This window comes from Mycobacterium hainanense, assembly GCF_041890355.1.
GTDB classification, from domain to species: Bacteria; Actinomycetota; Actinomycetes; order Mycobacteriales; family Mycobacteriaceae; genus Mycobacterium; species Mycobacterium hainanense.
The window spans coordinates 5,249,850-5,261,951 of the sequence record NZ_CP169059.1 but is presented as its reverse complement, the minus strand read 5'-3'; the positions used below and the strand labels follow the sequence as shown (position 1 = coordinate 5,261,951).

The 12,102-nt window shown below is 59.6% G+C and carries 10 protein-coding genes and 1 riboswitch; of the genes, 7 read left to right on the top strand and 3 right to left on the bottom strand.

The window, feature by feature from the left end:
* Positions 1 to 48: 48 nt before the first annotated feature.
* The 3 genes from ACEL92_RS24805 (at position 49) to ACEL92_RS24795 (ending at position 1,625) form a co-directional block, all read left to right on the top strand.
* Positions 49 to 552 carry a hypothetical protein gene (locus ACEL92_RS24805; protein ID WP_374023218.1) on the top strand — a complete coding sequence of 168 codons (504 nt, stop codon included), beginning with the start codon at positions 49 to 51 and terminating at the stop codon, positions 550 to 552.
* A 74-nt stretch (positions 553 to 626) separates the two neighbouring features.
* A complete protein-coding gene (locus ACEL92_RS24800) occupies positions 627 to 755 on the top strand; it encodes a hypothetical protein (RefSeq protein ID WP_374023217.1) in 129 nt (42 codons plus the stop codon).
* 195 nt (positions 756 to 950) lie between these two features.
* Entirely contained in the window at positions 951 to 1,625 is a 675-nt protein-coding gene (locus ACEL92_RS24795) for a recombinase family protein (protein ID WP_374023216.1), read from the top strand.
* Here ACEL92_RS24795 and ACEL92_RS24790 read toward each other — a convergent pair.
* Both ACEL92_RS24790 and ACEL92_RS24785 read right to left on the bottom strand, forming a co-directional pair.
* Positions 1,622 to 2,143, bottom strand: coding sequence for a hypothetical protein (locus ACEL92_RS24790; RefSeq protein ID WP_374023215.1), 522 nt, complete (start codon positions 2,141 to 2,143; stop codon positions 1,622 to 1,624). The two genes, ACEL92_RS24795 and ACEL92_RS24790, sit on opposite strands and share 4 nt — an antisense overlap.
* 38 nt (positions 2,144 to 2,181) lie before the next feature.
* Positions 2,182 to 2,673, bottom strand: a complete 492-nt coding sequence (locus ACEL92_RS24785) for a hypothetical protein (protein WP_374023214.1) — start codon at positions 2,671 to 2,673, stop codon at positions 2,182 to 2,184.
* 195 nt (positions 2,674 to 2,868) lie between these two features.
* Between ACEL92_RS24785 and ACEL92_RS24780 the strand changes: the two genes are divergently transcribed.
* The 3 genes from ACEL92_RS24780 to ACEL92_RS24770 all read left to right on the top strand — a co-directional run bounded on the left by ACEL92_RS24780 (position 2,869) and on the right by ACEL92_RS24770 (position 9,202).
* Positions 2,869 to 4,845: an N-6 DNA methylase gene (locus ACEL92_RS24780; RefSeq protein ID WP_374023213.1), complete on the top strand. Its 1,977-nt coding sequence runs from the start codon at positions 2,869 to 2,871 to the stop codon at positions 4,843 to 4,845.
* A gap of 140 nt (positions 4,846 to 4,985) precedes the next feature.
* Positions 4,986 to 6,092, top strand: coding sequence for a restriction endonuclease subunit S (locus ACEL92_RS24775; protein WP_374026374.1), 1,107 nt, complete (start codon positions 4,986 to 4,988; stop codon positions 6,090 to 6,092).
* A gap of 2 nt (positions 6,093 to 6,094) precedes the next feature.
* Positions 6,095 to 9,202, top strand: coding sequence for a type I restriction endonuclease subunit R (locus ACEL92_RS24770; RefSeq protein WP_374023212.1), 3,108 nt, complete (start codon positions 6,095 to 6,097; stop codon positions 9,200 to 9,202).
* A gap of 475 nt (positions 9,203 to 9,677) precedes the next feature.
* Here the strand turns inward: ACEL92_RS24770 and ACEL92_RS24765 are convergent, their stop codons facing one another.
* Positions 9,678 to 10,205: a hypothetical protein gene (locus tag ACEL92_RS24765; RefSeq protein ID WP_374023211.1), complete on the bottom strand. Its 528-nt coding sequence runs from the start codon at positions 10,203 to 10,205 to the stop codon at positions 9,678 to 9,680.
* Positions 10,206 to 10,823: 618 nt separating this feature from the next.
* Here ACEL92_RS24765 and ACEL92_RS24760 point away from each other — a divergent pair.
* Positions 10,824 to 11,504: a DUF4352 domain-containing protein gene (locus ACEL92_RS24760; protein WP_374023210.1), complete on the top strand. Its 681-nt coding sequence runs from the start codon at positions 10,824 to 10,826 to the stop codon at positions 11,502 to 11,504.
* 416 nt (positions 11,505 to 11,920) lie between these two features.
* Positions 11,921 to 12,031: riboswitch (SAM riboswitch) on the top strand.
* Positions 12,032 to 12,102: the final 71 nt, after the last annotated feature.

Sequence of the window (12,102 nt, the reverse complement as noted above, 5' to 3'; positions counted from 1 at the left end):
GGCGAGTCGGGCCGCTGACACCGGCGTCCCGGTGGAAGAATTTCCCCCATGGCGACCCCTGACATGGGTAGTCCCGCAGTTGCGTTGCTTGTGGGGTTTGCAGCGGCTGCGGCAACCGTCGTGGTAGCGCTCATTAATCGGCGCGTTTCCAAGGGTGATGAACGTGACCGCCTGAAGAGAGACATCGAACTTGTCAAGGAACTAAGAGACGGCGCGCGGGAGAAGAGGCTCCTCGAGCAGTCGGTAGCGGAGCGGATCGAGCGGGTAGTGATACACGAGGAACCTGCGGTCCGGAACTTCAGAAGACAAGCCTTCATATCCTTCGTGTTTCTGGAGGGACTTCTTTTGGCTCAAATGGTATTAGGCTTACTGGGCCATCGGGGAGAACAGTTCCAGTCGGCGCTCAACGGCATCATCACCAGTGGCGTGATCGCTGCCGCCATTGCGCTTCTCTACACGGGCCTGCGGTACGAGCGCGAGCGTAATCAGGTCTCGAATTATTTCCTGAAGAAGTTTCCGGAGGGGGATGACCCTCCTCCCGCGCAACGCTGATGTTGGAGCCGCGTTATTCGGCATGGCGCCTTTCGAACCCGCCGCGATCGAGAGGAGACGGAAAACGGGGGCGGGTGAACAAGGTTGTAGTGATACGCGAGATCCGGTTGCTGCATTCCCGGACGCTGCTGGCGCGGGCTTGCGGCGACCTCGCGGCCTACGCGGATTTCCGGGGTGGCTACCGTGACACGGCGACATCGTAGGGCTTCGCGGGGCATATCACTTGGGCGGCGATGGCATGATGCCAGGCATCCACAGGGGGCCCGCCAAGTCGTCTTGAAATAGACCACATTCGAGACATCGATCGAGCGCTCCGACTCCGTTGCGTTCGCCGACGTCGAGTTGTCTCAAAACTTTGTCTTGGAAATAACTTTCTCAAATCTGCGATTCCAGTACATATGAGTCATGAGAACGGCGTCGACCGCCGTCCGACCGGCCAACGCATCGGCTACACGCGAGTCTCCACCGTCATGCAGACCCTCGATCAGCAGAACGCCGCCCTCGAAGCGGCGGGCACGACGAAGACGTTCTCCGACACCATGTCCGGCGCCCGCGATGACCGCCCCGGTTTGGCCGCGCTGATGGAATACCTCCGGGAAGGCGACACCGTCGTGGTCTGGAAACTCGACCGCCTAGGCCGCAACACCTTGCACATCTTGGAGACCGTGAGGACCCTCACGGATCGCGGCGTCATTCTGATCTCAGTTACCGACGGGATCGATTCGTCGACTGCGGCGGGTCGGATGATGATCGGGGTATTGGGCTCCCTTGCCGAGTACGAGCGGGAGCTGATCAAAGAACGCACCGCCCTCAAGCGAGCCACATCCCGCGCCAACGGCACCAAGTTCGGTAGGCCCCGCAAGGTTCGGGAAATCCAGGACCTAGCCACGGCCAAGCGCATGAAAGAAGACGGGCACACCGGCAGGGACATTGCCAAGTTCCTCGGGGTGAGCCGGGCGACGTTGTACCGATACCTCGCGGAGGAGACTTCGGCCTGGGGCCGGGACAACGGCTTCCAGTCGCCCCAGACCGCGACAATGACGGCGGGCGAGGCGACGGCTCAGTTGCCCTAAACTCGCCGACTGGCTTCTTCGATCAACTCGTCCAAGGCCTCCTTCGCTGCTAGGTCGTGGCTCTGCAGGTCCGCCATGGACTCTGATACCGCCGAGATCTGGTGGCATTTTTCGATCACGTCGCGCGCCGCCGTCAGCAGGTCTTGATCGTTTTCGCGGTCGGCCAAAAGGACAACCATGAACCGCTTACTTTCCGCCTCAACCCGAAGCTGATACGTCTCCTGTTTCGCTAGCTCGTGCTTCGTTTCGGGGAGCTGGTCAATTCGTTGCCTACCGCGATTGAACTCAGCTCGCCTGAGCGACGTCACGGCCGATGCATAGTCAGCGATCGCTTCGGCAAACTCTCGACGCCTTCTGCTCTGAGTTTCCCGTTCCCACCGCTGCTCTTCGCGGTAACGCTCTCGCTCCCACTCCTTATCCGCTCGGCGGTTGGCGATTACCTGCGCAATCAGGACGCCCGCGAATCCAAGAAGAGCCACGATGACCGTACCCAGAGTTGGCACCCAGTTGGACGACATACTGTCAGCTTAGGAGCAGGGTTGATCGCTCTGTGAAGTCAGACGATGCGATCTATCGGCCAGATCACCTTGCCGAGATACTTCCTCGGCCAGATGCCCACAACGGCCTCCTGTCGCAATCGTTTTGGTGTACCGCCATTGGTTTGAAGCCAAGTCCGCACAGCCTCGACCGGATCGATATCCGGAGGCACCTTCAGCGAACGTTGGAGCAGATCAACCCTCCGGCCTACGTAGCGCTCACCTTTGATCGGCTCCTCTCTGGACCAATAGCCGAACTCCGACTCCCCGAAGTCGGCAGGCACGTTTCGACGAGGCGTGAGCATGACGCCAGGCACTGCCGAGTAGAACGTGTAGACGTCGATGTCTTTCACGCCGTTCTTCCCATCGACGTAGTGCAGCGCCGCGCCCTGGCAGAGAGCGACGAGCAACATGCGGTCGCGGTACACGGCGAGACGCGGGTTCTTGGCGAACATTTCTTGGCGATCTTGCTTGGCGATCTTCTCAAGGCGCTTCAGATGCTCGACGGTCATGGGTGCGTAGCGGCGGTCGGACCCCCCCGTTGCCATTGGGCGATGGTAACTGGACATGTGGCTCACTGGCCGCGATCACCCCAGGCCAAACGGGTTTGACGACCACGAGAGAGATAGGACCGGCAATCTCGCAAGGTCCAGATCAGATTGGGGTAACTTCGCACTCACCGGTCGAACGGAGGGGATGGCGGCGCAATGGCGAAGACCAATGCCAATTTGATCTGGAAGATCGCCGACCTTTTACGAGGTCCATACCAGCCCAATCAGTACGGCGACGTGATCTTGCCCTTCACGATCTTGCGTCGTCTCGACTGCATCCTTGAGTCCACCAAGAATCACGTACTTGCGGAGTACACGAAGATCAGGTCGACCAAAGTCGACCCGGACGTGCTGCTGAAGGCCAAGTTCAAGCTGCACTTCTACAACACCTCTCGCTGGGACTTCGCCTCCCTGACCAGCGACCCCGAGGGCGTCGCCGATAACCTGATCGACTACATCGAGCAGTTCTCGCCCAACGTGCGCGATGTCTTCGACGGCTACGGGTTGATCGACGAGATCGCGAGACTGGCAAAGTCCGACCGGCTGTACCTGATCGTCAAGGAGTTCGCCGCCGTTGATCTCCACCCCAAAGCCGTCTCCGGCCACGACATGGGCATCATCTTCGAAGAGTTGATCCGCAAGTTCGCCGACTCCAATGCCACCCAGGCCGGTGACCACTTCACCCCCCGCGAAGTCATCGCCCTGATGGTCGACATCTTGTTCCTGTCTGAAGACGACGCGCTCACCAAACCGGGCACCGTCCGCACGATCTACGACCCCGCCGCTGGTACCGGCGGCATGCTCTCGACAGCTTTTGACCACCTCGTCGAAATGAACTCCAAAGCCAGACCGGTGCTCTATGGGCAGGACGTCAACCCGCGCTCGTATGCCTTATGTAAGTCCGACATGATCATCAAGGGCCAGGACGTCGACAACATCTACCTTGGCGACACCCTGACGGATGACGGCTTCCGAACAAAGCACTTTGACTTCCTGCTATCCAATCCGCCCTTCGGAGTGGAATGGAAGACCCAACAGAAGAAAGTCACCGATGAGCACGAGCAGCGAGGTTTCGCAGGGCGATTCGGACCCGGCCTCCCACGGGTTTCGGACGGATCGCTGCTGTTCCTAATGCACCTGATATCAAAGATGCAGCCCGTCAAGAATGGGGAGGGCGGTAGCCGCCTGGCCATCGTGCTCAACGGCTCGCCCCTCTTCACCGGGGGCGCGGGATCCGGAGAGTCCAACATCAGGCAATGGATTATCGAGAACGATCTCCTCGACGCCATCATCGCGCTACCGACGGACATGTTCTACAACACAGGCATCGCGACCTACATCTGGATCATGGACAACAACAAGCCTGCCAAGCGCAAGGGCAAGATCCAACTGATCAACGGCGTAGACATGTACGGAAAGATGCGCAAGTCGCTCGGATCCAAGAGGAAAGAACTGCGGGACAAGGACATTACGCGGATCTGCCACCTTTACGACAGCTTCCGCAATGAGCAAGGCAGTGATGAGCGCCCAGCGCTGTCAAAGGTATTCAAAGGTGAGGAGTTCGGCTACTCCACCATCACCGTCGAACGGCCCCTGCAGCTGCGCTTCACCCCTACCGAGGACAAGGTCGATGAAGTCTTGGCCCAGAAAAGCATCGAGAAGCTCTCTCCCGGCGAGCGGGCCGCGATCGGCAATGCCCTCGCCGGGTTGATCGGGTGGGAATGGAAGGACCGCGACGAGTTCGTTACCGAAGCCAAGGATGCACTCCGCAAAGCCGGTTTGACCAAACCTCCTGCACCGCTGATAAAGGCAATCTGGTCGACAATCGGCGAGCACGATGACACTGCCACCGTCGTCACTGACTCTATGGGCAACCCCGAACCTGACCCAACCATCCGGGACACCGAGAATGTTCCACTGACTGACGACATCGAGGAGTACTTCGCCCGCGAGGTTCTACCGCATGTCCCCGACGCCTGGATCGACTACGCAAAGACCAAAGTTGGCTACGAGATCCCCTTCACCCGAAACTTCCACCGTTACATACCCCCTAGGCCGCTGGAGGAAATTCAGAAGGACCTCCGAATCTTGGTGTCGGAGATACAGGTAATGCTCCGTGAGGTTGGAGCGTGACTCGCGTCGGGTCGTCGGTTCGTCGGGTTGACGAGCGGATCCCCGGTATTGACTTACCGCTTATGTCCGTGTCCCAGACGCGGGGTGTGATTCGCCGATCCGAATTAACAGACAAGCCCCCTCGGGCGGAGTCGTTGGACGTGTACAAGGTTTGCAGGGCTGGCGACATCGTCTTCAACAAGATGAGCATCCGTGCTGGCGCCCTTGGCGTCGCTGCGGAAGATGGGTTGGTTACCTATCACTATGAAGTGATGCGGCCCCTGCCGGACAACGATGCGCGGTTCATCGTCTATTTGATGAAGTCGACTTCGTTCATCGCCGAACTTATAGCTCGCGAGCGCGGTATCGGATCAGGCGACCAGACGAACGTCCGCACCACCGAAGTGCCTTTTAGCGTCCTCAAAACCATCGACGCTTTCATCCCGACCATGGAGCAGCAGCGTGCCATCGCCGATTTCCTCGATCGTGAGACCGCCAAGATCGATGCGTTGATCGCCAAGCAGGAGCAGCTTATCGCCACCCTTCGCGAGGATCGCATCGCCACCATCACCCACGCCGTCACCAAGGGACTCGACCCTGATGTGGAGATGGTGGACTCAGGTATCCCGTGGCTTGGGCAGATTCCGTCTCATTGGACGCTGGGCAAGGTTAAGCACGGCTTCTCAGTAGTTCTGGGCAAGATGTACCAAGGTGCGCGGCAGTCGTCCAATGACCAGCTTCTCCCACACCTTAAGGCAGGCAGCCTGAATGAGGCGCTTGAACTCGATCTCGACGACCCTATGCTCTGCTGGTTTACGCCTGAGGAGATGCGAAAGCTTTCGGTACGCAAGGATGACCTCCTGGTTGTAGAAGGGGGAGCGACATATGGTCGATGCGCCATCGTGCGGGAAGACCTGCCGGGGTGGGGTTTCCAAAAATCGCTGAATAGGGTGCGGGCACGAGGGGATGACAGTATTCGCTTTCTTGCGTATCTGATCCGGTCGGCGACTGAGATCGGTCACGTTTCGATTCTGTGCGGCAAGGCGACCATCCCGCACTTCACCGCCGAAAAGCTCGAAAGCCTCGAATGGCCTCATCCGAAACCCGTTGAGCAGCAGGAGATTGTTAGCTTCCTCGAGGACAGATGCGCCAGCATCAACGCATTGATAGCGAAGGCTGAGGAGGTGATCCGCACTCTGCGGGAGTATCGGTCTGCGCTGGTCACCGATGCAGTGACCGGGAAGATTGATGTGCGGGGTGCGGCGTAGCGGTGGCGCAACAACATCACGAATCGTCGTTCGAGGCCGAGATCTGCGACTACCTCGGCCAACATGACTGGCTGTATTCCGCCACAGATACGGGTTACGACCGCGAACTCGCGTTGTTCCCCGAGGACATCTTCGGCTGGCTCGCCGATACGCAACCGGACCAATTGGCGAAGCGAGTCAAGCCGGACCTGTCGGGTGACGCTCTGGTGAAGGCCCAGACCGGGGTGTTGGCGACCTTGGTGAAGATGTTGGGTGCTGATCCGAAGGCCAATGGAGGCACTCTGGGCGTGTTGCGTCGGGGCTTCAAAGACCTCAACGCCCAGTTCCAGATGTGCCAATTCCGGCCTAACACCTCATTAAACGAAACCACCAAGAAGCGTTATGACGCTGTGCGCCTTCGGGTGATGCGGCAGGTGCATTACTCGACGCAAAATGGCAACAGCATCGACTTGGTGTTATTCGTCAACGGGATTCCCGTGGCCACCGCCGAGTTGAAGACCGATCTAAGCAAGCAGAACATCACCGACGCGATGCTGCAATACAAGAACCATCGCCTCCCCAAAGGGGAGCCCCTGCTGCAGTTCGGATCACGGGCGCTGGTGCACTTCGCGGTCTCGAACAGCGAGGTGCAGATGACCACCAAACTGGCGGGCAAGGACACCGCATTTCTCCCCTTCAACCGGGGTAACCACGGGCACGCTGGTAATCCGCCGGACTCGCACGGCTCACCAACGGCCTATCTCTGGCAGATGATCTTGCAGCGCGACACCTGGCTCGACATCCTCGGGCGCTTCATGCACCTGCAGGTAGACGATTACGTCAACCCGCTCTCCGACAAGAAGATTCGCAAACAGACGATGCTGTTTCCTCGCTTCCACCAGTGGGAAGCTGTCACCCGTCTTGTCGAGGCAGCCCGCGACCGAGGACCCGGACATCGGTACCTGATTCAGCACTCGGCGGGCTCAGGCAAGACCAATAGCATTTCCTGGCTAACCCATCGGCTTTCCGTACTGCACGACGACACCAATAAGCCGGTGTTCGACTCGGTCATCGTCATCACCGACCGGAACGTGCTGGACGCCCAGCTTCAGGAGGCGATCCGTCAGATCGACCGCACCCCAGGGGTTGTCGCCCACATCGCCGGACTGGGCGGGGCCAAGTCGCAGGAACTAGCCGATGCTCTGGCCGGGGGAACCAAGATCATCATCGTCACCATCCAAACTTTCCCGTTTGCCCTGGACCTCATCCAGACTCAAGCCAACCTGAAGGGCAAGAACTTCGCCATCATCGCCGACGAAGCCCACTCATCTCAGGCTGGGGAAGCTTCCAAGCGGCTTAAAGCGGCCCTGACGGCCACTGAGCTTGACGAACTCGCCGACGGCGGCACCGTGGATGCCGAGGATGTGTTGGCGGCGGAGATGGCCGCTAGGGCCGAATCCAAGAACCTGTCGTTCTTCGCCTTTACTGCCACCCCGAAGGCCAAGACCCTGGAACTGTTCGGGCACAAAGGCATTGACGGCTTACCGCACCCATTTCATCTCTATTCTATGCAACAGGCGATCGAGGAGGGATTCATCCTCGACGTGCTGCGCAACTACACCCCGTACAAGACGGCCTTCCGGCTCACCCACAACGGCCAGACCTACGAAACCCAAGACACCGCAGCGGCGGGCACTATCCAGGTATCCGGCGGTACCGGTGGGGAGCTGGTGGATAAGCGGGCGGCGATCAAGTCGGTAATGAACTGGGTAAAGCTCCACCCCACCAACATCTCGCAGAAGGTGCAGATCATCGTCGAGCACTTCCGCGAGAATGTCGGCTGGCGATTGGAGGGTAAGGCCAAGGCCATGGTCGTGACCTCGTCGCGCAAGGCGGCAGTGCGCTACAAGCTCGCGTTCGATAAGTACATTGCCGAACAGCGCTATACCGACGTCACGGCATTGGTGGCGTTCTCCGGTGAAGTTACCGATGCCGAGTCCGGCCTTGAGAAGGTCACCGAGCACTCGATGAATCCTGGTCTGAAGGGCCGCGATCTCCGAGATGCATTTGCCACGGATGAGTACAACGTGATGTTGGTAGCCAACAAGTTCCAGACCGGATTCGACCAGCCCCTGCTGGTGGCGATGTACGTCGATAAGCGACTGTCCGGGGTGGCGGCGGTGCAGACTCTCTCCCGACTGAACCGGGTGGCGCCGGGCAAGGACCAGACCTTCGTATTGGACTTCGCCAATGCCGCCGAGGACATCGTCGAAGCGTTCGAGCCCTACTACGAGGCCACCACCTTGGCCGACGTCACGGACCCCAACATCGTCCATGAGACCATGAACAAGCTCGATGCCGCCGGGATCTACCAGGAGTCCGAAATCAACGGCCTGGTTGCGGACTACCTGGCGAATAAGGGCAACAACGCACTGACCAAATGGGTCACCCCCGCACGCGACCGGTTCCGTGATCGAGAACGAGAAGCCGTCGACCACGGTGACACGCTTGCCCTAGATGGACTGCAGATTTTCCGTAAAGACGTCAGCACTTTCCTGCGCCAGTACGACTTCCTCTCACAGATCGTCAACTACGAAGACGCCTCCTTGGAGAAGCTGTCCATCTATCTGCGGCATCTTGCACCGGTCATATCTGATCAGCAGCTACACCACGAAATTGATTTGTCGACAGTCGACTTCGACTATATCGGCCAACACAAGCAGAATACCGCCTCAGGCAAACTCACCGGTGATGTTCCTCTTCAACCGGCCAAGGACTCAGGCACCGGCACGGCACGCGACCCCGAAATGGTGGCTCTCGAAGATGTCATCGCACAGATCAACGACCTGTTCTCCGGGGATCATTCCGCTTCCAGCGTGCGCAGCGTGGTCAGCCACGTTAAGGACCGGCTCGAAGAGAGCGAGACCCTACAAGAGCAGGCACAGAACAACTCGCTGGCACAGTTCTCGGCAAGTCCAGACCTGCAAAGCGAGTTCGTTACCGCAGTGATCGGTGCCATGGAATCCCACACTGACCTGTCCACACAGATTCTCAACAACTCCGAGATTTCACGGAAGCTCATGGGGGAGCTGGTGCCGATCATCTATAAGGCATTGAAGGCGGCCGGATAGGTGTTCGGCCTCACGACCTCCGCCATGGTAACCGTTTGCATTAGCTTGCAGATTGCAACGGGATGAAAATGATTCTCACGAACGGGCGTTGCCCGATAGAGGTGGTATGCGACTTGGTCAACTGAAGTCTTCCTCGCCGGGATCTGCCTCGGTTGGGTCCAGTCGGAGCTGTTCTTCCAGAAGGGCGTCGACGCGGGGGACATCGATGACTTCGCCATCAACAAGTTCGGGTTCCCAGGCCGTGGGGTCTAGATCCTACTTTCCGGTGAGAAAGCGGAGCCGGTAGGCACGTTGCGCCCGCTCGAAGGTGTTTATGCGATGCGTGCATTCAGCCCACCATTGATCAGGGTCCCCGCGATCGGCACGGCCTGAGCAAGTTTCCTGTGCGTCAGTTTGAAGCCCAACGAGGAAACTACTTTCTGGATGACCGTGACGATTTGGTGCTGTTGAAGTTGGCGCCAAGTCGCACGGCGCATCATTTCTTGAGTGAGTCGCGAAAGTGCGGCCAACGCAGTAGCTTTCTCGGTCGCGTTGCCTGCCGTTGAGTATGCCAACACGCCCGATGCAAACATTGCTCTTCTGGCTCACGAACGTCATAGCCGTAGTGGGCGGCCACCAAAGCGACGATGCGACCCATCCCGGTTAGGACTGCGGCGACATCGAAGGCGACTGCTCCTACCGCGACGCCGACCGTGGTGCCGCCGGACACGGTAGAGGACACGGTAGCTCCGGTTACCGCGAGCGAGGTGGCCGCACCCTGCGAGGCTGCCAAGGCGATATAGCGCTCTTTGCGGCGGGGCACAGTCCTGTCGCATAGTTTCAGATCAAGTTTGCAAATGTCGTCGTAGGAGCCAACATTGACGCCCTCAGCGGCGAAGGTCTGATAGATCTTCCCCGGAGTGACCGAATGCAAGCCCCGCTCAACGAACATCGTGTGAAGCCCGTCAACGGCTTTGCGGATCGCAGTGTCAACGGCATCGATCGCCTGATCCGCGCCGGGCACTCGAAGGGCAGTGACTTTGGCACGTCCGGCAGCTCGGCGAACCCGCGCTTCGGCGCCACTTGCCAAGGCGCTGAAGCGGCCCCTCTATTACATCCGGCGCCGAGGCTTCAGCAGTTAGAGCGCGCCATGCCGTGCGCTCGTAATCCGACATGTCGGGGTGCTCGGTGCGCGACATGTTTTACCTTTGCGGGTAGTCGGACTCTGAGGCTGGCGTGTCGGAGTCATCTTCGCCATCCATGGCTTGCGGGGGTTGTCCGTCGCCTTCGGGCGGCGGCTGTTCGGCGGTGGTCACGGGTGTCGCCTACCCGAGTTCACCCCGTTGGAAACCGCATAGGCAAGTTGCCGCTCAGTGAGCGTCCGGGTGGTGTGCTCGAAGCACAACCCTTCTGGCGAGCCCTGACCCGGCGTGGCGTTTCCCACTGTTCGGCAAAGCGAGCGGGAGAACTGCAATGCCAGCGAAGTTCGAGATCAGCAAAGACAAGGCTGGCAAGTTTCGGGTACAACGGCGACGTCTTTGCAGCGGCTGGGTAAGTCGCGACGTGATTCGGCTGCGCCCTAATTGACGCTGTGGTTATGCTGTCTCGGCCTGTAGGTAGCGCAGCTAATAGAGAGGACTTAATGACGCAGCCGAGAGCGGGTTGGTATCCCGATCCATCTGATCCGAGCCGCCAGCGGTACTTCAACGGCACAGCGTGGACCGAGAGTTACGCGCCATTCCCCGCACCGCAAATCGGCGCTGGCCAGCCCGCGAACGCGGTCCCCCAGAAGAAGTTCGACAAGAAGTATTTCCTGGGCGTCGGGGCCGTAGTGGTAATCCTGATAGCCATCGCCAGCACTGAAGACAAGAAGCCCGTCGAGACGAACACGGCCGCGTCGGTCCCCTCAACGGGGAGCACCATCGCCCCGGCGAAGCCCGCTGGGCCTGCGGTGGCTGCTCCTGGATCCTCGGTGCGCGATGGCAAGTTCGAGTTCCAGGTGCTCGGTGTCGATCGGTCAGCCACGAAGGAGGGGGTCATGAGCCCGCAGCACGCCAAGGGCGAGTTCTTCGTCGTCAACATCCGCGTGACGAACATCGGTGATAAGGCCCAGAGCTTCTTCGCTTCCAACCAGAAGCTGATCATCGACGGCAAGAAGTACGACGCGACGACCTCGCTCAGCGACAACACATGGATGCAGGACATCAACCCCGGTCTCGGGACCGAGGGCAGCGTGTCGTTCGACATCCCGCCAGGGGCGGTGCCGGAAGCTATTGAGTTCCACGACTCGATGTTCTCGGGCGGGGCTCGCGTAGCCCTCTAGAAGCCATAGCGGTTGGACGGCGGAAGAGGCCCAGTTGGGCCATACCTCCTCGGCGTTATTGTTGCGTATTCAGTTGTGCCCGTTAGGGCGTAGCTCAGGAGATCTCATAGGCGCGAGCCACACCGGGCTCGTTCAGACTGAGACCCATACGCGACACCGCACGGACCCAGATGCAGTCCTTTGGACGTTCCGGAACCGCTCGACCGTCGTGCTCTCGCGGACCAACAGGACGACATGCGCCTCGGGATGTCCAGAACTTCGTGTCGGCGTCCACCTGATCGGAGACGATGACGGGCAGACCGGCGAGTGTCGTCTTCCTACGCGAACTCCTGGCGGCACCCGGTTGCTGCGCGATGTCTTGAGCTGCCGAACCTCTCACCGACGGCCGGGCTTCTTCCGAAGTAGAATTGGCATTGCTTTACGAGATGCGCCAACAAGCCCCGGCTCGGCGCATACCAACCCCACGCTCGTGGGTGGTCCGGGTGACGAAGCGGCCGAGCACCAACCGGTCTTGGCAAGTGCGCCTCGCTTGCGAAGGTTCGGAAAGCACGGAGTCTCAATGTCGGTCTCGACGGTCAGACGGAGGCACATACGAGTG